The following is a 19,464-nucleotide window of genomic DNA, read 5'->3' as shown; positions in this document are numbered from 1 at the left end:
GGCTCAGTGCCCCTGCGTGCGCGAGAGCACGGGCGGATACGAGCGAGCGCCGCGATGGATCGCGCGGCCCGGATCAGTCCTGCGCCGCCAGGTCGAAGATCAGCGCGGCCGGCACCCATTTCTCTCCCGCCGCCGCCCAGGGCAGGCGTCGCTGGAACCCGTCCATCAGCGTCTCCCAGGCGACGACGTCGGGGTCGGCGGCGTCGGCGCGCGCCTTCGTCGCTGGATCGAACGCATCGGTGACGTCCATCACCATCACCAGCCGGTCGCCGCTGCGGAAGATCTGCATCGCCGCGATGCCGGCGGCGCGGATGCTCGCCACCACCGGCTTGGGCACCGCGCCGGCGGCGTGCCACGCCTCGTAGCGCGCGATCTTGTCGGGCTCGTCGACCAGGTCGAGCAGCAGGACGTGGCGCCGGGTCAATTGATCCACCCGCCGTCGACGATATGCGCCTGGCCGGTGGTGAATGCGGACTCGTCGCCCGCGAGGTAAAGGGCCAGCGCCGCGACCTCCTCGGGCCGCCCCAGCCGCCCCATCGGCTGGCGCGCGGTGAAGTCGGCGCGCGCCTTGGCATAGTCGCCGGTGTCGTGGAGCCGCTGCTGGAGCGAGGGCGAGTCGACGGTGCCCGGGCAGATCGCGTTGCAGCGGATGCCCCGCGCGACGAAATCGGCCGCGATCGACTTGGTCAGGCCGATCACCGCGGCCTTGGTGGCGCCATAAGCGAAGCGATTGGGGATGCCCTTGATCGAGCTGGCGATCGATGCGACGTTGACGATGCTGCCGCCGCCGCGCTCCAGCATCGCGGGCAGGAAGGCGCGCACCGTGCGGTACATGGCGGTGACGTTGAGCTCGTTCGAGAAGGCCCAGGCGGCCTCGTCGCAGTCGAGGATCGTGCCGCTGTGGACGAAGCCGGCGCAGTTGACGAGCACGTCGACCGTCCCGGTGCGCCCCGGCAGCGCGGCGACCGCGGCGGCGTCGCGCACGTCGAGCGCGAGGGTCTCGGCGTCGAGCCCCTCGAGCTTGGCGGGATCGATGTCGCTGGCGATCACGCGCGCGCCCTCGCGCGCGAACAGCTCGGCGGTGGCGCGGCCGATGCCCTGGCCCGCCGCGGTGATGAAGGCGGTCTTGCCCGCCAGTCGGTCGCTCACTCGATGGTCTCCGTTCGATGGTCGTCGAGCGCGGCGCGACAATCGTCCCACAGCGACTCGGGGATATGGTGGCGGGCGTAGCGGAGCGTGTCCGCCACCTGCGCTTCGCCGACGAGGCCCGGGATCACGCCCACCACCGCGGGCGCGCGCGTCGGGAACTGCAGCGCGGCGGCCGGCAGCGGCACGCCGTGGCGCGCGCACGCCCGCTCCAGCGCGGCGACGCGCGCGATCACGTCGGGGGGGGCGGGCGCATAGTTGAAATGGCCCCGCGAGGCGCTTCCCTCGACCAGGATCCCGCTGTTGTACGGGCCGCCGATCACCACCCGCGTGCCGAGCCGCGCGCAACGGTCGAGCAGCGCCGCGGCGGCGTCGGGCTCCAGCAGCGTGTAGCGGCCGGCGAGCAGGATGACGTCGAGCTCGACCTCGTCGAGCAGCCGGTCGCACACCGCGATCTCGTTGACGCCCAAGCCGATCGCGTCGATCGCCCCGGCGTCGCGCAGGTCCCGCAGGGCGCGGTAGCCGCCGTCCAGGAAGGCACGGAGATGGTGCTCGGCGTCGGTGCCATGGGTCACCTCGCCGAGATCGTGCGCGAGCAGCAGCGCGACGCGGTCGCGGCGCAGCCGCGCGAGGCTGGCCTCGTGGCTGCGGAGAACGGCGTCGCGCGAATAGTCGAACACGGGCTCGAGCGGCGGCGCGGCGACGAAGCCGTGGCGCTCGCGCGCATCATCGTCGGTCGGCACCAGCAACCGGCCGACTTTGGTCGAGACGATCGCGCGCGCCCGGGCGTCGTGGCGCGCCAGGGCGCGGCCGAGCCGTTCCTCCGCGAGCCCGAAGCCATAATGCGGCGCGACGTCGAAATAACCGATCCCGGCGGCGAGCGCGGCCGCGACCGTGGCGTCGGCGGTGGCCTCGTCGACCTCGCGGTAGAGGTTCCCGATCCCGGCACAGCCCATGCCGAGCGACGGCAGCGTCAGCGTCATGCGATGATCCCATAAGTGGCGCGCGCGGTGGCGTCGAACACCGCGCGGTGATGCTCGGGCGGCACCAGCGCGCGCGCCTGCGCCTGCCAGCCGGCATAGTCGCCCGCGAGCGCGAGCACGGGCCAGTCGCTGCCCCACATCAGGCGGTCGGGCGCGAACAGCGCGACGAGCGCCGCGGCGGCGGGCGCGATCGCCTCGGGCGGGTCGCCGGGGCGGCGCTCGGTGAGCAGGCCGGAGAGCTTGCATCGCACCCGCGGCAGCGCGGCGAGCGCGGCCAGGTCGGCGCGCCAGGGAGCGAGATCGTCGAGCACCGGCTTGGCGCCGTGGTCGATCACGATCGCGAGATCGGGGTGGCGCGTCGCGAGCCGCACCAGGCTCGGCAGATGGCGCGGGCGCACCAACGCCTCCAGGACCAGCCCGGCGCGCGCCATCGCGTCCCACACCCGATCGCGCGCGGAATCGTCGTACCAGTCGGCGGCGAGGTCCTGCACCATCGGGCGCAGCGCGCGCAGCTTGGGCGCGCGCGCCAGCCGCTCGACGGTGGCGACCGCGTCGGGCGCGTCCGCGTCGGCCCAGCCGGTGACCGCGAGCACCTGCGGCGCGCTCGCCGCGACCTCCAGCAGCCATGCGGTGTCGCGCGCGTCGGGCTGCGACTGGACCAGCACCACGCCGTCGACCGCCGCGGCGCCGGGCAGCGCGCGCCAGTCGTCGAGCAGGAAGTCGCGGTGGATCGCGGGAAGGTCGGGCGTCGGCCAGCTGTGGCCGTTCGCGCCGATGCGCCAGAGGTGGACGTGCGAGTCGATCACGCGCGCCCCCGTCGCAGCGACAGCGCGTACAGCAGCACCACCGCGAAACAGGCCGCGGGCACGACCATCGCCAGCACGATCGAGCCGCTGCGATCCGACACCAGCCCCATCAGCGCCGGGAAGACGGCGCCGCCCACGATCGCCATCACCAGCAGCGCCGCGGCGGACTTGGTCAGCGCGCCGAGGTCACGCACCGCCTCGGCGAAGATCGTCGGGTACATGATGGACATGAAGAAGCTGGTCGCCACCAGCGCGACGATGCCGATCCCGCCGCCGAGCAGCGCGGCCGCCAGCGTCAGCGCGCCCGCGATCGCGGCGAAGGCGGCGAGCAGCCGTGCCGGCGTCACCCGCGCCATCAGCGCGGTGCCCGCGAACCGCCCCGCCATGAACAGCACCAGCGACAGCGTCAGGTAATTGGCCGCGGTGCGCTCGCTCGTGCCGGGCACCGCCACCTCGCTGTAGCGGATCAGGAAGCTCCAGATGCCGACCTGCGCGCCGACGTAGAAGAACTGCGCCGCCACGCCGCCGCGCACCCGCGCCGATCGCACCACCGCGGCGAAATCGCCCGCGGCGCCGACGCCCTCCTCGACGTCGCGCTCGGTCGCCACCGGCGGGAAGGGGGTCAGCCGGATCAGCGCCGCCCAGGCCAGCACGCCCAGCCCGATCACCAGATAGGGCAGTTGCACCGCCGCCGCCTCGGCCGCGCGGGCGGCGTCGGTGGTGACCGGCCCCGACTGGCCCGAGAGGATGAAGTGGCTGCCGATCAGCACGCCGGTGATCGAGCCGAGCGGGTTGAACGCCTGCGCCAGGTTGAGCCGGCGTGCCGCGCTCTCCTCGCTGCCCAGCTTCGCCATCAGCGGATTGGCCGAGGTCTCGAGGAAGCCGAGCCCGCTCGCGATCACGAACAGCGCGAGCAGGAAGGCCGGGTAACTCTGCCACGCCGCGGCGGGCCAGAACATCAGCGCGCCCGCGCCGTACAGCAGCAGCCCGAGCAGCACCGCGGCACGATAGCCGAACCGCCGCATCGTCAGCGCCGCCGGGATGGCGAGGCAGAAATAGCCGAGATAGAAGGCCGACTGCACCAGCCCCGCGCCGAGGTCGCTGAGCACGAACAATTTCTTGAAGTGCGCGATCAGCACGTCGTTGAGGTTGTTGGCCACGCCCCACAGGAAGAAGAGCGCGACGACCAGGACCAGCGGCAGCCGCCGTATCGACGCGCCGCTCATGCCAGCCCGTGCCCGTCGATCCGCGCCACGGGGACGAACCCGCCCGGCGCGCGCCCGCCCAGGTCGAGCTCCAGCCCGCGCGACGTCTGGCGGTGCGCCACCGTGCCGCCGCCGAGCAGCGTCACGCGCTCGACCACCGGCGCATCGGGTCGCGCGGCCAACGCGGCGACGCGCGCGGTGCCGGCGGGCGGTCTCAGGAACAAGGCGTAGAGCGCGCCGCCACGCGTGGTGAAGCGCACGTCCTCGGCGGTGAAGGGCTTGGCCGCCTCCTCGTTCTGCGCGCCGGCGGCGACCTTCGTCGGCCCCTCGCCGTAGACATGCCACGGGCGCGAGGCGAAGATCGCCTCGCCGTTGATCGCCATCCAGCGTTCCATCGCGTCCAGGATCCGCTCCTCCTCGGCGTCGAGCGCGCCATGACCCGGCTGGGGGATCGAGAGCAGCAGGTTGCCGTTCTTCGAGACGACGTCGGCGAGCCGTTGCACCACGTCCTCCGCGGTCTTGTAGCTGCGGTCGTTGAGCCTGGCGACATTGTAGAACCAGTCGCCGATACAGGTGTCGGTCTGCCACGGCTCGGCGCGCAGCCGGTCGCTGAAGCCGCGTTCGACGTCCTCGACGATCCCCCCGAGCTCGTGCGGCGCCAGCTTCTTGCCGGTGAGCACCACCTCGGGCGCGCCGTGCCACTGGATCGCGCGGTTGTAATAGTCCGCCGCCGCCTCCAGTCCGATCGCGCCGAAGGGAAGGCCCGTGTCGTCCATGTAGCAGAGGTCGGGCTTGTACTTGGCCATCAGGTCGGCCTGGCGCAGCAGCCACCGGGCGGCGTAGCGCGGGTCGGCCGGCGGCGGCGTCTCGATCCACTGGCCGTCATGCGCCTCGTGCCACTTGCCCATCGCCGCGGCGCTGCGAATGCCGTCCGGTGCGACGATGTGGCGGCCGGTGTAGAGCTGCTGCGGGTCGAGCCCGTCCCACCAGGTGCCTCGGCCGTCGGCGCGGGTCAGACCATAGGCGTCGTAACGCTCGCCCGCGCGCGGTCCCTCCGGGTCATAGGCGTAGGCGGTCTGGTACCAGTGCCAGGCGTGCGCGGCATGGTTCGACACGCCGAACTTGAGCCCCGCCCGCCGCGCCGCGCGTTCCCAGGTGCCGACCACGTCCCGCTTGGGGCCGACGCGCAGCGAGTTCCAGGCGTGATAGCGGCTGTCGTAGCAGTCGAGATTGTCGTGGTGGCAGGCGAGCGCCATGAAATATCTCGCGCCGACGCGCTTGTAGCGGTCGACCAGCGCCTGCGGGTCCCAGCGCTCCGCCTTCCACAGCTCCTGGATGTCCTTCATCCCGAACCTGGTCGGATGGCCGTAGGTACGCAGGTGATGCTCGTAGACCGGATGCCCCTGCATGTAGAGGAAGCGGCCGTACCAGTCGCCCTGCTCGGGTACCGCCTGTGGCCCCCAATGCGACCACAGCCCCAGCTTGGCGTCGCGGAACCACTCGGGCACGCGATAGTGCGAGCGCAGCGACTCCCACGTCGGCTGGACCGGCCCGCGCACCGTGCCGGTCGGGCTGGCGGCGAGGCCGGCCCGCGCGGCGAGCACCGCGGCCGAGCCGGCGAGGAAGGCGCGTCGCTCGATCGCGGCCACGCTCAGCGCCCGAGCGCGCGTCGGATCGAGTCGAGCGCGACCGGCGCCATCGCGGCATAGCCCGCCGCGGTCGGGTGGACGCCGTCGCTCGCCAGCCCCTCGCGCATCGCGCCGTCCGGCGTGGCGAGCACCGGGTGATAGTCCACCCAGGTCGCGCCGCTGCGCCGCGCGTAGGCCTTGAGCCAGGCGTTGAGGGCCGCGATCTGCGGCGCCGGGCGCTTGTCGGGGCTCCACGGGAAGGCCGCGGCGGGCGGGACCGAGGCCAGGATCACCTTGATCCCGTTGGCGCGCGCCAGCTCGGCCATGCTCTGGATATTGCCCTCGACCGTCTCGATCGCGGTCGCGCCGGTGTTGCCCGCGACGTCGTTGGTGCCCGCCATGATGTGGACCGCGCGGGGGTGGAGGTCGATCACGTCCTGGCGGAAGCGCAGCAGCATCTGCGACGTCGTCTGGCCGCTGATGCCGCGGTCGACCCGGCCGTCGCGCCAGAAATCGGGCGCGAGATTGATCCAATTGTCGGTGATGGAGTCGCCCATGAAGACGACGCGCGGCCGCTCGGGCAGCGCGCGGTTGGCCGCGGCGTAGCGGCACAGCTGCCCGTGGTCGCGCGTGAGCATGTGGAGATTGGCCATCGTCCCCGCCGCTTTGTCCGCCGGCCTGGGATGCGCGGGGCAGGGGTCGGCGACGATGCCCGAGGGATCGTCGGCATAGGGATCGCCTTGTATCTTGGTCTGCGCCGGAGCGACGGCGGCGGAGGCGAGCAGCGCCGCGGCGGCCACCCAGCTGATCGATGCGCGCAACGCTTCCTCTCCCCTCGGCAGGCGCCGCCGATCGGTTGGGCAGCGTTCCTGACGCGACGCTACAACGGGGGACGGGGCAGGCGCAACGGGCATGAAGCTAGTTTTCACTGGTGAAGTGGTATGCCGTCGAGAGGAGACGGGGAGAGAAGGCGATCAGGGCGGTCGAGCACGCCCCAGGGCTCCTCCCGACGGCCGCGATCACGGACGGTGACACGCACGCGTGCGAAGGCTAACTTGCCGTCCCGACGCCATTATTCGGCGCGGCAGGGGAGGATCTCACATGCGTCACGCGCGGGCGGCGATGATCGTCGCGGCGTTCGTTTCGGTCGGCGCGCACGCGCCCGAGCGGCCGCCGATCACGGGTGTCTCGCACCTGGCGGTGTACAGCCGCGACCTCGCCGCCTCGGAGCGCTTCTACGTCGGCGTGCTCGGCGCGCGGAAGGTGGCGGACCCCGAGAACGCCGCGGGCGCGCGCTTCCAGGTCAGCGGCACCCAGTTCGTCGAGGTGTTGCCCGCGCCGGCGGATCTCGGCGCCAGCCTGTTCGCGCACGCCGCCTATCGCACCCCCGACGCCGCCGCGCTGCGCTCCTGGCTGATCGCGCACGGCGCCGCGGGAGTCGGCGCGCTCGCGCAGGGCGCGGGCGAGCGCCGCTTCGGCGCGCGCGACGCGGAGGGCAACGAGGTGCAGTTCGTCGAGTCGAGGGCCAGCGCCGCGGCGGTACCCGGCGCGGTGAGCGGCCGGATCATCCATATCGGCCACGCCGTGCGCGACCGCGCCAAGGAGGACGGCTTCTACCGCACCCTGCTCGGCTTCCGCCCCTATTGGTTCGGCTCGTTCGAGCCGCCCAAGGTCGACTGGGTCTCGCAGCAGACGCCGGACGGGCGCGACTGGCTCGAATATATGATGGTCGGCCAGGGATCGCGCGTGAGCGAGGAGTCGCTCGACGCACGACAGCTGGGCGTGCTCAACCATCTCTCGCTCGGCGTGCGCAACATGCAGGCGGCGGTGACCGAGCTGTACCGCGGCAAGAAGATGACCGGCCGCCACGATGGCCCGCAGATGGGGCTGGACGGCAAGTGGCAGGCCAACCTCTATGATCCCGACGGCACGCGGGTGGAGCTGATGGAGTATCACGCGGTGACCGAGCCGTGCTGCTCGCCCTTCACCGCGCCCGACCCGGAAGGGTGAGCCGGCTCCGCGCTACATCCTTCCTAGGAAGCGGGGATGGTCGCGAGATCGGCCAAGCTGAACGTCACGCGACCGTGTTCCGGCGAACGCCGGAACCCAGGGTCAAGCAGGACGACGCTCCCGGTGCGTGCGGCTCTGGGCCCGTGCCTTCGCAGGAGCACAGAAAAGGGCGCCGCAACACCCCCCCGAGAGGAGGACCTCCCGTGCGCGGTCTCTCACCGCGCGAGCAGCGCCAAGAGCAGCGTCAGCGTGCCGAGCCCGCCCGAGAGCGTCAGCCGCAGGCCCCACCAGCCGGGCAGCTCGCGCACGGTGGACGAGGTGGCACGGTCGGCGAGCGGCGAGATCAGCACCGCGGCGCCGAGCGCGAGCAGCGACGAAGCCGGCGGCGCGCCGCCGAGCAGCCACGCCAGCAGCGCCGCCCACGCGACCAGGCTCGGCGCCACCGCCAGCACGTAGGGCGCGAGGGCGGTGACTCGGCGCTCGAGCGAGTCCATCCACCACAGCCCGCCGAGGAACGACAGGATCACAGCGGCATAGAGGCCGCCGACCAGAGTCGCCGTGGGCTGCAGCGCGGGCAGTGCGAGCGCGACCGCGACGCAGCCTGCCGGCGGCAGCAGCCCCGACAGGCCGAGCCAGCGCGGCGCGGCGGGGAGCGGCCGGGGCGTCGGGTCGCGCAAGGCGATCAGGCGGGCTGCGCCGCGCCGACCGGCCCGATCTCGGCCGGCTCGCCGCGCGAGTAGGTGCCACTCATCATGCCCGCCGCGACCACCCGGCCGCGCAGCGCCTCCAGCACCGCGCTGCGCCCCGGGCTGACGTCGAGCGCGGCCGCCTCGCTCAACGCGAACAGCTGGAAGACATAGTCGTGGCTGCCGTGGCCGGTCGGCGGGTCGGGCGGCAGCCAGCCCTCCTGCTGGTAGCTGTTGCGGCCGACGTCCGAGCCGTCGAACGCGCCGCGCCCGTCGGCCGCGACCGCGCCCTCCTCGAGCCCCGGCGAGTCGGGCGGCAGGTTCCACACCACCGCGTGAACCAGCGGGTTGGGCGCGGGCGCGTCGGGATCCTCGACCAGGAGCGCGAGCGCGACCGCGCCGGCGGGCACGCCGGTCCAGCTGAGCGGCGGCGACACGCCCTCGCCGTCGGCGGTGAAGCGCTCGGGCAGCCGGGCGCCGTCGGCGAAGGCAGGGCTGGAGAGCGTCAGCTGCGCGCCGCCCGCGGGCACGATCCCGTCCTGCACGATCACCAGCTTGGCATGGCCCGCGCGGACGTTGTGCAGCAGGCTGCCGAGCCAGTGGGGAACATGTTCGAGCATAGCGCCTCCTCCAGTGATGCGGACTGAACCGCCGGCGCGCCGGCTGGTTGCGGGGGACGGCTCGGCTGACGCGCGGTCGAGGCTCCTGCGGACGGAGGAGCCCAGAGCCAGGAGCGTCACCCCTGCGGCCCTGGGCTCCGGCGTTCGCCGGAGCACGGATCAATGGAGATGGATCAGACCTCAGGCCCCTGCACGCGCAGGAGCACGCCGGCTCTCCAGCGTGATGGGTAGGACCTCAGCCCGCCAGCACCGCCAGTAGCGCGAAGGTGGCGAGCCAGTGGCCGCCCATGTAATCGTCGTCGAGGTGCGGCAGGCTGGCGGCTAGGTGCGCCTCGGCGACGTGGAGCATCGCCGCAGCCACCGGATGGCGCGGGCCGAGCGCGGCGGCGAGCTGGCGCCAGCACCAGGCGCGGCTGAGATTGAGCCCGTCGAGGTGCGCGATCTTGCCGTCGCTTCGGTCCGAGACGTGCGCGGGGCGGAACAAGGTCGCCGGCTCCCCGTGCGCGACGTCGGGGAGGAAGGCCTCGAACCAGGCCGCGAACTCGGCCGCGGGGAGCACGCGGCTCATCAGCAGCGCCTCGCACAGCGCGGAGGAGAGGAAGTCGTCGCCCGAGGGCTCCCACGCCTGGCAGCCCCGGTCTTCGCCAAACCAGCCGCGCGCGCGCGCGTCGATCAGCTCGACCAGTGCGGGGTCGTGGCGGAGCGCCCAGTCACGCGCTAGCACCAGCGCGAAGCTGGTGTTGAAATGCGTGCCCACGCGCACCGCATAGGTCAGCTTGGGCAGGTAAGCGGCGAAGCGTGCCGCGAAGGCGCGTGCCAGCGGCTCCAGCGCGGCCCCCCAGGGCCCGGCGTGGCGCGTCGCCTCGCCGTGGAGCGCGAGCAGCCACGCCCAGCCATAGGGTCGCTCGAACCCGACGCTCGTCGGCCGGTCGAGATAGGCGAGCTCACCCGCGACCTTGGCGGGCACCAGCGTCGCGTCGGCGCGCGCGCGGATCGCCTCGGCCTCCGCCAGCGCGGGGAACAGGCGGCGGATCGTCAGCAGCTGCCACCAGCCGTGGACGCAGCTGTGCCAGTCGAAGCTGCCGTGGAAGATCGGGTGGAGCGTCGCGGGCGGCACTGCGTCGTGCGCGCCGGTGAGCACATGGTCGAGCTTGTACGGATAGGCGCGCCCGACATGGTCGAGCGTGATGCGAGCGAAGCGCGCGGCGAGCGCGGGGTCGAGCCTGGTCATCGGATCACCCACCATAACAGCAGCACGTTGAAGAGGAGCAGCGGCAGCGCGGTCGGCGCCTGGGCGCGGATCACGCCGTAGCGGTCGCGCAGCTCGAGCAAGGCGGCGGGGACGATGTTGAAGTTCGCCGCCATGGGGGTGAGCAGCGTGCCGCAGAAGCCCGCCAGCATGCCGATCGCCGCCACCGCCGCCGGGTCGCCGCCGTATTGCCGCACCAGCAGCGGCATGCCGACCGCCGAAGCCATCACGGGGAAGGCCGCGAAGGCGTTGCCCATCACGATCGTGAACAGCGCCATGCCGAGGCCGTAGGCGATCACCGCGCCGAGCACGCTGCCCGCCGGGATCGCGCCGCCGACCAGCCCGCCGACCACGTCCCCCACGCCCGCGAGCGCGAACACCGCGCCCAGGCTGGCGAGCAGCTGCGGCATGATCGCGGCCCAGCCGATCTCGTCGAGCAGCCGCCGCCCCGCGCGCACCCCGGCGAGCGGCGGCGCGCGCAGCCGCCAGTGGCCGAGCGCGAGCGCGACCAGCACGCCGAGCGTCAGCGCCACCAGCGTCGCCTGCTGCGAATCCACCAGAGTCGGCAGGCGCTTGAACAGCAGGGTGCCGCCCAGCGCGGCGGCGGGGATCACCAGCGCCAGCGCGAGCAGCGGGCCGTGCGGCGCGCTCGCCGCGATGGGCTCGCCGCGCCGCATCTTCCCCGAGGTGGCGGTGGCGACGAGCGCGAGGACGAGCACGCCGTTGCCGAGGTCACCGATCACGTCGCCCGCGACGAACGACAGCGCGAGCAGCGCGTGGAACAGAGCGTTGGCCCAGCGCCGGTCGACCGCGCCGAGCAGGGCGCAGGCGGCGAAGAACAGTCCCGCGACCGCGTAGACGAGGTTGAGCCCGATCATCGCGCGCGTCGCTTCAGCCGGCGGTCCAGCCACCACAATCGCGCGCCGTGGACGAGGAAGGCGGCGAGCGCGGTCGGGATCGCCCAGACGGAGAGTTGGAACGGCTCGACGCGCACGCCATAGCCCTCGAGCACGCCGCGCATCAGCAGGATCGAGCCGATCGCGATGAAGATGTCCTCGCCGAAGAACAGGCCGATATTGTCGGTCGCGGCGGCGAGCGCGCGGATCGGCTCGCCGTCCTGCTCGCGCTCGTCCCCGCTCTGTCGCGCCGCGGCGGCCTCGGCCATGGGCGCGACGAGCGGGCGGACCGTCTGCGCCGGCCCCGCCACCGCGTTGAGCCCGAGCGCGGCGGAGAGCTGGCGCAACAGCAGATAGCCCGCGAGCAGCCGCCCGACCGTAAGCCCGCGCAGGCCACCGACGAGCCCGCGCGCGCGTTCCTGCAGCCCGGCGCGCTCGAGCAGACCGATGACGGGGAGCACGATGTAGATCGCGGTGACGTAGCGGCTCTGGTTGAAGGCGTGGCCGAACTTGGCGAGCACGGTGAGCGGATCGAGCCCCGCGGCGAGCCCGGTCACCGCGGCGGCGACGACGATCACCAGCAGCGGGTTGAAGCGCAGCAGGAAGCCCAGCGCGATCACCGCGACACCGGCGAGGACGAGCATCAGCGGCGGGACCGGGTGGGGAGAAGACGATGGTCGCGGATCATCTCTGAGCCCGGCCGCGCGTTCCGCCACCCCGGCGCACGCCGGGGTCCAGTTGGGAAGGCTGATGTGAGAACCACCCACGTTCCCCAGCTGGACCCCGGCGTCCGCCGGGGTGGAGGCTTGAAAAGGAATGTCCCTCTACCCCATCCGCACCCCGGCGGAGGCCGGGGCCCAGATGGGATGGCTTCAGCGGCTCACGCGAGCGTCCCGAGACTGGACCCCGGCCTGCGCCGGGGTACGGGCTCGATAGAAAAGGCGGCGCTCCCACCATGGTATCATCCTGACCCGCACCTCTCAGACGACACCGACAGCCCCACCCGCTCACGCCGCATCCCCGTAGCCACCGCCGCCGGGCGTCTCGATCACGAACACGTCCCCCTCGCCGAGCTCCACCGAGGCGGTCGCGCCGAACGCCTCGACTCGCCCGTCGGCGCGCTCGACGCGGTTCGCCCCGACCGCCCCGTCGCCGCCGCCCGCCAGCCCGAACGGCGCCACGATCCGGTGGTTCGACAGGATGTTCGCGCGCATGGCCGCGCGGAAACGCACACGCCGCACCGCGCCGTCGCCACCCGGCCAGCGGCCCGCGCCACCCGTGCCGCGCCGGATCGCGAAGGCCTCCAGCAGCACCGGGAAGCGCGTCTCCAGCACCTCGGGATCGGTCAGCCGGCTGTTGGTCATGTGCGTCTGCACCGCGCTGGCGCCCGCGAAGCCGTCGCCCGCGCCGGCGCCGCCCGCGATCGTCTCGTAATATTGGTGGACCGTGTCGCCGAAGGTGAAGTTGTTCATCGTCCCCTGCGACGCGGCCATCGCGCCCAGCGCACCCATCAGCGCGTCGGTGACGACCTGGCTGGTCTCGACGTTGCCCGCCACCACCGCCGCGGGGAAGCGCGGGTTGAGCATCGAGCCCTCCGGCACGATCAGCGTCACCGGGCGCAGGAAGCCGTCGTTGAGCGGCGTGTCCTCGCCCACCAGCGTCCGCAGCACGTAGAGCACCGCCGCGCGCGTCACCGCCAGCGGCGCGTTGGTGTTGCCCGGCCGCTGCGCGCTGGTTCCGGTGAAGTCGACCGTCAGCGCGCCGGCGTCGCGGTCGACGTGCACCGCCACGCGCACCTCGGCGCCGTCGTCGGTGGCATAAGCGAAGGCGCCGTCCGACAGCGACCGCACCGCGCCGCGCGCCAGCGTCTCGGCGTGCGCCTGGACGTGCTCCATGTACGCCGCCACGACCGCGAGTCCCTGCTCGGCGACGAGCCGCTCGAGTCCCGCGGCCCCGCGCGCGCAGGCGGCGAGCTGCGCGGCGAGGTCGGCCATGTTCTGGTCGATCGCGCGCGCCGGATGCGCGCCGCCCGCGAACAGGGCGCGCAGCTCGGCGTCGCGCAGCCGCCCCTCGCCCACCACCAGCACGTCGTCGAGCACCACGCCCTCGTCGGCGAGCGTGCGGCTGTCCGCGGGCATCGAGCCCGGGCTGGTGCCGCCGACGTCGGCGTGGTGCCCGCGCGCGGCGACGAAGAAGGCGGGCGAGTCGTCGCCGGCGAACACCGGCTGGACGACGGTGATGTCGGGCAGATGCGTGCCGCCGCGATAGGGATCGTTGACCGCATAGGCGTCGCCCGGGCGCATCCCGCGCCCGTCCGCGCCACGGCTGGCGATCAGGTGGCGGACGCAGTCGCCCATCGAGCCGAGATGCACCGGGATGTGTGGGGCGTTGGCCACGAGATGCCCGTCGGCGTCGAAGAGCGCGCAGGAGAAATCGAGCCGCTCGCGGATGTTGACCGAGGCGGCGCTGCGCTGGAGCGCGGACCCCATCTCCTCCGCCAGCCCCATGAACAGACCGGCGAAGATCGCCAGCCGCACCGGGTCGACAGCGGCGTCGCCCGCCCCCGCCGCGAGCGCCGCCACGCGGGTGAGCCGCAGCGAGCCGTCGCCCAGCACCGCCGCCTCCCAGCCCGGCTCGACCGCGACGGTCGAGGTCGAGTCGACCAGCAGCGCCGGCCCGGCGACGCGCGCGCCCGCGCCGAGCGTCGCGCGGCGGTGGAGCGGTGCGCGATGGGTCGCGCCCGCCATCGTCACCGCGATCGCCTCGGGCACCGCCGGGATCGTCTCAGGCGCTACCGCCTCGGGGGCCGCGCTGGCGCGCACCGCCTCGACCTGGAGCCGCTCGACGATCAGGACGTCGTCGCCGACGAAGCCGAACCGCTCGCGATGCGCCGCCTCGAACGCGGCGCGCATCGCCGCGGCGTCGCCGACCGCGACCTCGATCCCCTGGTCGGTGCGCTCATAGCGCAGCGTCGCCACCGCCTCGATCGTCGTCCCGGCCGTCACCTCGCCGTCGAGCTCGTCGCGCGCCTCCGTCGCCAGCTGCTCCAGCACCGTCCGCCACGCGCCCGCGTCGAGCGGGGCGGCCACCGTGCGCTGGCGCACCGCGCGCCGGTCGGCGAGCGCGATCCCCCAGGCCGAGAGCACGCCCGCGAGCGGGTGGATCAGCACGTCGCGCATCCCCAGCGCGTCGGCGACGAGACAGGCGTGCTGCCCGCCCGCGCCGCCGAAGCTCATCAGCGCGTAGCTCGCCGGATCATGCCCGCGCGCGACCGACACCGACTTGATCGCCTTCGCCATGTTGGCGACCGCGATCGCCACCAGCCCCTCCGCCGCGGCGAGCGCCTCGGGGCGCGTGCCGGTCGCGGCCTCCACCGCGTCGAGCAGCGCCTCGAGCCGGGCGACCGCGGCGGCACGGTCGAGCGGCTGGTCGCGCCCCGGGCCGAACACCGCGGGGAAATGATCGGGCACGATCTTGCCGAGGATCAGGTTGCAGTCGGTCACCGTCAGCGGCCCGCCGCGGCGGTAGCAGGCGGGCCCGGGATCGGCGCCGGCGCTCTCGGGGCCGACGGTGAAGCGGCCGCCGTCGAAGCCGCAGATCGAGCCGCCGCCTGCCGCGACCGTGTCGATCCGCAGCATCGGCGCGGCCACGCGGACGCCGCCGATCACCGCTTCCTGGCGCCGCTCGAACGTTCCCGCCCACAACGAGACGTCGGTAGAGGTGCCGCCCATGTCGAAGCCGATCACGCGCTCGACCCCGGCGGCGCGCGCCGCCGCGGCCATGCCGACGATCCCGCCCGCCGGCCCGGAGAGCAGCGCGTCCTTGCCGCTCACCGCGCGCGCGGCGGCGAGCCCACCCGACGACTGCATGAACAGGGGCGCGCCGCCGAACGCCGCCTCCAGCCCGTCGACGTAGCGGCGCAGCACCGGCGACAGATAGGCGTCGGCCGCGGTGGTGTCGCCGCGCGCGACCAGCCGGATCAGCGGCGCGACGCGGTGGCTCACCGAGACCTGGGTGAAGCCGATCGCGCGCGCCAGTCCCTCCAGCGCGCGCTCGTGCGCGGGGTAGCGCCAGCCGTGCATCAGCACGATCGCGACCGCGCGCAGCCCCGCGTCGTGACCGGCGCGCAGGTCGCGCTCGGCGGCGGCGAGGTCGAGCGCGCGCACCGATGCGCCGTCGACGTCGACGCGCTCGTCGATCTCGACCACGCGCTCGGGCAGCGGCGGCGGCCGGACGATCGCGCGCGCGAAGATGTCGGGCCGATCCTGGTAGCCGATCGTCAGCGCGTCGCCGAAGCCGCGCGTGATCGCCAGCAGCACCGGTTCGCCGCGCCGTTCCAGCAGAGCGTTGGTCGCCACCGTGGTCCCGATGCGCACGTCGAGCGGGGGCAGCGCGCCGTCGCGCACGCCGGTCAGCCGCCGCACCGCCTCCACCGCGGCGTCGTCGTAGCGGCCGGGATCGACCGAGAGCAGCTTGACCACCGCGATCGTGCCGTCGGCGCGCTCGGCGACCACGTCGGTGAAGGTGCCGCCGCGGTCGATCGCGATGCGGCGGAGCGGGGCGGGGGACGCGGTCGGCACGGTGCGAGCTATCGCAGCCACGCGATGGCTTGTCGATCGGTGCGCGGCGGCTTGCCCCTGCCGACGGCCGCGCTACACTCTGTCCATGGTCACAAGGCGACAGGTCATCGGCACTTCCCTCACCCTCGCCGCGAGCGCGGCCGTCGCCGGGCCGGCGACGCCGACGAAGAAGCGGCTGAAACAGTCGGTCAGCCGCTGGTGCTACGACAAGATCCCGCTCGATCAGCTCTGCGCCTTCGCCGCCAAGATCGGGCTGGACGGCATCGACCTGCTCGAGCCCAAGGATTACGACGTGCCGCGTCGCCACGGCCTGCGCTGCACCATGGGCTATGCCGCGGACGTGATGCAGATCCCCAACGGGCTCAACCGCACCGAGAACCACGCCGCGATCGAGGCGCAGTATCGCGTCGGCATCCCGCAGGCGGCCAAGGCGGGCGTGCCCAACGTCATCGCCTTCTCGGGCAACCGCAAGGGCATGTCGGACGAGCAGGGCGCCGAGAACACGATCGCCGGCCTCAACCGCGTTAAGAAGATCGCCGAGGACAATAACGTCACGATCTGCCTCGAGCTGCTCAACAGCAAGGTCGACCACAAGGACTATATGGCGGACCACACCGCCTGGGGCGCGCGCGTGATGGAGGCGGTGGGCTCACCGCACGTCAAACTGCTGTACGACGCCTATCACATGCAGATCATGGAGGGCGACCTGATCGCCACGGTCCGCCAGAACATCCGCTGGATCGGTCACGTCCACACCGGCGGCGTGCCGGGGCGCCACGACCTCGACGACACGCAGGAGGTCAACTGGGGCGCGTTCGCGCGCGCGCTCGCCGACACCGGCTTCGACGGCTATCTCGCGCACGAGTTCGTCCCCAAGGGCGACCCGCTGCCCGCGCTCGCGCGCGCGGTGAAGACCTGCGCGGCGTGACCGTTCGCTGACCAGGCCTACGTGGGTCGCTCCGTCGACCGCGATGGGCGCGGTCCTGAGATCGTCTCAGGATCAAGCGCGCCGCGAGTTCGTCGGCCGCCGGACATGCGGCACCGTGAACCCTGGGGCGAGCCCGGGATGACGGCGGGAGAGGGCGATGCGGCTCGGTCTCCGGCCAGGCACCGCTCCTACCGTCTCAGTGCAGCTTGGCGATCGAGAGGCCATCCTGCTTGGCCCGCTCCTTCACCGACTCCTCACTGCGCGTCAGCGCCTTGGCGATCGCCTTCAGCGCCATGCCCTTCTTCGCGAGGGTGTGGAGCTTCTGGATCTCGTCGGGGCGCCAGGGCTGGCGGTGTCGTTCGAAGCGGTCGGCCATCCCTCCGTGCTACGCGGTCCGCGAGGCGCTGACCAGCGTCTCGGCCGCCGGCATCGCGGTGGCGCGACGGGCGCACCCCGGCCCCGCGCGCCCTGCTGCCACCACGCTGGCAGCAGGGCGCGCCTACACCGTCCCCACCGGCCGTCCCGGCCCCAGGAGACGTACCATGCTGACGCTGTTCCACGCCCCGCGGTCGCGCTCGACCCGCATCATCTGGCTGCTCGAGGAACTCGGCGTGCCCTATCAGCTGCGCTACGTGACGATCCGCTACCGCGATGGCAGCGGCGACGGCCCCGACGCCGCGAACCCGCACCCCGACAAGAAGGTGCCCGCGCTGCTCGACGACGCGATACTCGTCACCGAGTCCGCCGCGGTGGCGACCTATCTCGCGGACCAGGCCGACGGCGCCGGGCTGGCGCCCTGGATCGGCGACCGCGACCGCGGGCCGTATCTCACCTGGCTGAGCTGGATCGAGGGCGAGTTCGGCCCCGCCATCGGCGCGCGGCTCGGCGCGCCCGAGGCCGATCCCGAGCCCGCTTTCACCGCCGCGGTCGCGCGGATCGAGCGGGCGCTGGCGGAAGGACCGTGGCTGCTCGGCGAGCGCTTCAGCGCCGCCGACGTGATGCTGGGGGCGACGCTCGCCTGGGCGCAGCATCTGATGCCACGCGACGGCGCGATCCCCGCCTATCTCGCGCGGCTGTCGCAGCGCCCCGCCTTCCAGCGCGCCATGACGCGCGACGCGGTGCCGGCGGCATGACCGCGCGCGACCTGCGCTGGGCCGCGACGGGCTTCGTCGTCACCGCGCTGCTCATCCTGGCGAGCGTCGCGTCGCCGCTCGTCGCCGCGCTCGCCTCGCCGCTCGCGCGCCTCTAGGCTGTGCCGCATGCGCCGCGCCGACCGCCTGTTCGAGATCGTCCAGCTGCTCCGCCGCGCGCCCGGCCCGATGACCGCCGACGCGATCGCGGCCGAGCTCGAGACCAGCCGGCGCTCCGTCTATCGCGACGTCGCGGCGCTGGTGGCGCAGCGCGTGCCGATCCGCGGTGAGGCGGGGATCGGCTACGTGCTGGAGCGCGGCTTCGACATGCCGCCGCTGATGCTCACCTCCGACGAGGTCGAGGCGGTGGTGCTCGGCGCGCAATGGGTGCTGGTCCACGCCGACGAGGGGCTGGCGCGTGCCGCCGCGGACGTGCTGGCCAAGGTCGCCGCGGTGATCCCGGAGCGGCTGCGCGGCGCGATCGACGAGCCAGCGGTGATCACCCCGCCGTCGTGGGGCGAGCGCGCCGACGCCGGGGTCGACGTCGCGCGGCTCCGCGCCTGGAGCCTGCAGGGGCGCAAGTTGCGGATCGGCTACGCCGACGCCGCGGGCGCGCCGAGCGAGCGGACGGTGTGGCCGTTCCTGGTCGGCTACATGGACGGCAAGCGCGTGCTGATCGCCTGGTGCGAGCTGCGCCGCGACTTCCGCATGTTCCGCACCGACCGGCTGGCGGGGGTCACCTTCCTCGACGAGCGCTACCCCGAGCGCCGCGCGGCGCTGCGGCGGCGCTGGCTGGCGATGATGGCGGCGCGGCGCGAGGCGGCGGTCCAGGTGCCGGCCAGCGATCTCTGACGAGCGCTCGCTCAGCCCCTGGGAGGAGGGCCGGGTTCGCCGTGGCCCAGTTCGCCGAGCCAGCGCGCGAGTACCGCGGCGGCGGCGTCGCGCAACGCGGCGTCGTGTCGGGCGGCGTCGCGTGCGATCTCGGTCGGGTCGACCCGCGCGCCGCGCAGCTCGTCGGCATGGCCAGCGAGCCAGCGCTCGATCCGGTCCGCCTCGAGGTGAAATTGCAGCGCGAGCGCGTACGGTCCCAGCGCGAAGGCCTGGTGATGGTATAGCTTCGTCGAGGCGAGCAGCACCGCGCCGGCGGGCAGATCGAAGGTGTCGCCGTGCCAGTGCAGCACTGGCTGACCGGCGCGCAGCGCGGAGAGCGGCGACCCGTCGCCCGCCGGGGTGAGCGTCACCGGCGCGTAGCCGATCTCCTTGGCCGGCCCGGGATAGACCCGCGCGCCGAGCGCCGCCGCGATCAGCTGCGCGCCGAGACAGAGCCCCATCGTCGGTCGCCCTGCCGCCAGCCGCGCGCGGAGCAGCGCGAGTTCGTCGCCGAGGAACGGGTGCTCCGCCGCCTCGTAGACGCCCATCGGGCCGCCGAGCACGACCAGCAGGTCGGGTGCGAGCGGGTCGAGCGCGGCGACGCCGCCGCCCGCCGCCTCGACGTAGCGGATCGCGTAGCCGGCGGCACGCAGCGGGGCGTCGAGATGCCCGAGGTCCTCGAAGGCGACGTGGCGGATCGCGACGGCGGTGAGCGGCATCGGTGACC

Annotated in this window: 19 protein-coding genes; 4 read left to right on the top strand and 15 right to left on the bottom strand. The window is 73.5% G+C overall.

Annotated elements, in window-relative coordinates:
• Positions 1-73: 73 nt before the first annotated feature.
• The 7 genes from KZ813_RS09365 to KZ813_RS09335 are packed head-to-tail and all read right to left on the bottom strand — an operon-like array spanning position 74 to position 6,589.
• Positions 74-433 carry an L-rhamnose mutarotase gene (locus KZ813_RS09365; RefSeq protein WP_373369267.1) on the bottom strand — a complete coding sequence of 120 codons (360 nt, stop codon included), beginning with the start codon at positions 431-433 and terminating at the stop codon, positions 74-76.
• A complete protein-coding gene (locus KZ813_RS09360) occupies positions 421-1,149 on the bottom strand; it encodes an SDR family oxidoreductase (protein ID WP_219754717.1) in 729 nt (242 codons plus the stop codon). The genes KZ813_RS09365 and KZ813_RS09360 overlap by 13 nt, the downstream gene beginning before the upstream one ends.
• Positions 1,146-2,129 (bottom strand): aldo/keto reductase, encoded by a 984-nt coding sequence (locus KZ813_RS09355; RefSeq protein WP_258046611.1) that lies wholly within the window; start codon positions 2,127-2,129, stop codon positions 1,146-1,148. The genes KZ813_RS09360 and KZ813_RS09355 overlap by 4 nt, the downstream gene beginning before the upstream one ends.
• Positions 2,126-2,935: an amidohydrolase family protein gene (locus KZ813_RS09350; RefSeq protein ID WP_219754716.1), complete on the bottom strand. Its 810-nt coding sequence runs from the start codon at positions 2,933-2,935 to the stop codon at positions 2,126-2,128. The genes KZ813_RS09355 and KZ813_RS09350 overlap by 4 nt, the downstream gene beginning before the upstream one ends.
• Complete coding sequence (gene fucP / locus KZ813_RS09345) at positions 2,932-4,161, bottom strand: L-fucose:H+ symporter permease (protein WP_219754715.1); 1,230 nt, start codon at positions 4,159-4,161, stop codon at positions 2,932-2,934. The genes KZ813_RS09350 and fucP overlap by 4 nt, the downstream gene beginning before the upstream one ends.
• Positions 4,158-5,789: an alpha-L-fucosidase gene (locus KZ813_RS09340; protein WP_219754714.1), complete on the bottom strand. Its 1,632-nt coding sequence runs from the start codon at positions 5,787-5,789 to the stop codon at positions 4,158-4,160. Before KZ813_RS09340 ends, fucP begins: the two co-directional genes overlap by 4 nt.
• Positions 5,790-5,791: 2 nt before the next feature.
• Positions 5,792-6,589, bottom strand: coding sequence for an SGNH/GDSL hydrolase family protein (locus KZ813_RS09335; protein WP_258046610.1), 798 nt, complete (start codon positions 6,587-6,589; stop codon positions 5,792-5,794).
• A gap of 280 nt (positions 6,590-6,869) precedes the next feature.
• Here KZ813_RS09335 and KZ813_RS09330 point away from each other — a divergent pair, with 280 nt between their 5' ends.
• On the top strand, positions 6,870-7,778 hold the full coding sequence (locus KZ813_RS09330; RefSeq protein ID WP_219754712.1) for a VOC family protein: 909 nt from the start codon (positions 6,870-6,872) through the stop codon (positions 7,776-7,778).
• A gap of 215 nt (positions 7,779-7,993) precedes the next feature.
• Here KZ813_RS09330 and KZ813_RS09325 read toward each other — a convergent pair whose 3' ends face one another.
• The 6 genes from KZ813_RS09325 to KZ813_RS09300 form a co-directional block, all read right to left on the bottom strand.
• The gene (locus KZ813_RS09325; RefSeq protein ID WP_219754711.1) at positions 7,994-8,455 is read right to left on the bottom strand and encodes a DUF3429 domain-containing protein; all 462 of its coding nucleotides are present in this window, start codon (positions 8,453-8,455) and stop codon (positions 7,994-7,996) included.
• A 5-nt stretch (positions 8,456-8,460) separates the two neighbouring features.
• Complete coding sequence (locus tag KZ813_RS09320) at positions 8,461-9,084, bottom strand: YbhB/YbcL family Raf kinase inhibitor-like protein (protein WP_219754710.1); 624 nt, start codon at positions 9,082-9,084, stop codon at positions 8,461-8,463.
• 235 nt (positions 9,085-9,319) lie between these two features.
• Complete coding sequence (locus KZ813_RS09315; RefSeq protein ID WP_219754709.1) at positions 9,320-10,315, bottom strand: DUF2891 domain-containing protein; 996 nt, start codon at positions 10,313-10,315, stop codon at positions 9,320-9,322.
• Entirely contained in the window at positions 10,312-11,211 is a 900-nt protein-coding gene (locus KZ813_RS09310; RefSeq protein ID WP_219754708.1) for a 5-oxoproline transporter, DUF979 family subunit, read from the bottom strand. Before KZ813_RS09310 ends, KZ813_RS09315 begins: the two co-directional genes overlap by 4 nt.
• Positions 11,208-11,873, bottom strand: coding sequence for a DUF969 domain-containing protein (locus tag KZ813_RS09305; RefSeq protein ID WP_219754707.1), 666 nt, complete (start codon positions 11,871-11,873; stop codon positions 11,208-11,210). Before KZ813_RS09305 ends, KZ813_RS09310 begins: the two co-directional genes overlap by 4 nt.
• Positions 11,874-12,236: 363 nt before the next feature.
• On the bottom strand, positions 12,237-15,809 hold the full coding sequence (locus KZ813_RS09300; RefSeq protein ID WP_308461843.1) for a hydantoinase B/oxoprolinase family protein: 3,573 nt from the start codon (positions 15,807-15,809) through the stop codon (positions 12,237-12,239).
• Between the two features lie 85 nt (positions 15,810-15,894).
• Here KZ813_RS09300 and KZ813_RS09295 point away from each other — a divergent pair, with 85 nt between their 5' ends.
• Positions 15,895-16,737 (top strand): hydroxypyruvate isomerase family protein, encoded by an 843-nt coding sequence (locus tag KZ813_RS09295; protein WP_219754706.1) that lies wholly within the window; start codon positions 15,895-15,897, stop codon positions 16,735-16,737.
• 196 nt (positions 16,738-16,933) lie between these two features.
• Here KZ813_RS09295 and KZ813_RS09290 read toward each other — a convergent pair whose 3' ends face one another.
• On the bottom strand, positions 16,934-17,113 hold the full coding sequence (locus tag KZ813_RS09290) for a hypothetical protein (protein ID WP_219754705.1): 180 nt from the start codon (positions 17,111-17,113) through the stop codon (positions 16,934-16,936).
• 166 nt (positions 17,114-17,279) lie between these two features.
• Between KZ813_RS09290 and KZ813_RS09285 the strand changes: the two genes are divergently transcribed.
• Together KZ813_RS09285 and KZ813_RS09280 are read left to right on the top strand one after the other, a co-directional pair.
• Positions 17,280-17,870 carry a glutathione S-transferase family protein gene (locus tag KZ813_RS09285; protein WP_219754704.1) on the top strand — a complete coding sequence of 197 codons (591 nt, stop codon included), beginning with the start codon at positions 17,280-17,282 and terminating at the stop codon, positions 17,868-17,870.
• Positions 17,871-17,996: 126 nt separating this feature from the next.
• Positions 17,997-18,719 (top strand): helix-turn-helix transcriptional regulator, encoded by a 723-nt coding sequence (locus KZ813_RS09280; protein ID WP_219754703.1) that lies wholly within the window; start codon positions 17,997-17,999, stop codon positions 18,717-18,719.
• Between the two features lie 11 nt (positions 18,720-18,730).
• Here KZ813_RS09280 and KZ813_RS09275 read toward each other — a convergent pair whose 3' ends face one another.
• On the bottom strand, positions 18,731-19,456 hold the full coding sequence (locus KZ813_RS09275; protein ID WP_219754702.1) for a glutamine amidotransferase: 726 nt from the start codon (positions 19,454-19,456) through the stop codon (positions 18,731-18,733).
• Positions 19,457-19,464: the final 8 nt, after the last annotated feature.

This window comes from Sphingomonas folli (assembly GCF_019429525.1).
Taxonomy (GTDB): Bacteria; Pseudomonadota; Alphaproteobacteria; order Sphingomonadales; family Sphingomonadaceae; genus Sphingomonas; species Sphingomonas folii.
Note: the sequence above shows the minus strand (reverse complement) of the source record. Positions and strands in the feature narration are given on the sequence as shown.

Excerpts from the sequence above, each read along its gene's own strand:
- KZ813_RS09330 (WP_219754712.1), top strand. The coding sequence starts at position 6,870 with ATGCGTCACGCGCGGGCGGCGATGATCGTCGCGGCGTTCGTTTCGGTC.
- KZ813_RS09305 (WP_219754707.1), bottom strand. The coding sequence starts at position 11,873 with ATGCTCGTCCTCGCCGGTGTCGCGGTGATCGCGCTGGGCTTCCTGCTG.
- KZ813_RS09315 (WP_219754709.1), bottom strand. The coding sequence starts at position 10,315 with ATGACCAGGCTCGACCCCGCGCTCGCCGCGCGCTTCGCTCGCATCACG.
- KZ813_RS09280 (WP_219754703.1), top strand. The coding sequence starts at position 17,997 with ATGCGCCGCGCCGACCGCCTGTTCGAGATCGTCCAGCTGCTCCGCCGC.
- KZ813_RS09295 (WP_219754706.1), top strand. The coding sequence starts at position 15,895 with ATGGTCACAAGGCGACAGGTCATCGGCACTTCCCTCACCCTCGCCGCG.
- KZ813_RS09355 (WP_258046611.1), bottom strand. The coding sequence starts at position 2,129 with ATGACGCTGACGCTGCCGTCGCTCGGCATGGGCTGTGCCGGGATCGGG.
- KZ813_RS09320 (WP_219754710.1), bottom strand. The coding sequence starts at position 9,084 with ATGCTCGAACATGTTCCCCACTGGCTCGGCAGCCTGCTGCACAACGTC.
- KZ813_RS09310 (WP_219754708.1), bottom strand. The coding sequence starts at position 11,211 with ATGATCGGGCTCAACCTCGTCTACGCGGTCGCGGGACTGTTCTTCGCC.
- fucP (WP_219754715.1), bottom strand. The coding sequence starts at position 4,161 with ATGAGCGGCGCGTCGATACGGCGGCTGCCGCTGGTCCTGGTCGTCGCG.
- KZ813_RS09285 (WP_219754704.1), top strand. The coding sequence starts at position 17,280 with ATGCTGACGCTGTTCCACGCCCCGCGGTCGCGCTCGACCCGCATCATC.
- KZ813_RS09290 (WP_219754705.1), bottom strand. The coding sequence starts at position 17,113 with ATGGCCGACCGCTTCGAACGACACCGCCAGCCCTGGCGCCCCGACGAG.
- KZ813_RS09275 (WP_219754702.1), bottom strand. The coding sequence starts at position 19,456 with ATGCCGCTCACCGCCGTCGCGATCCGCCACGTCGCCTTCGAGGACCTC.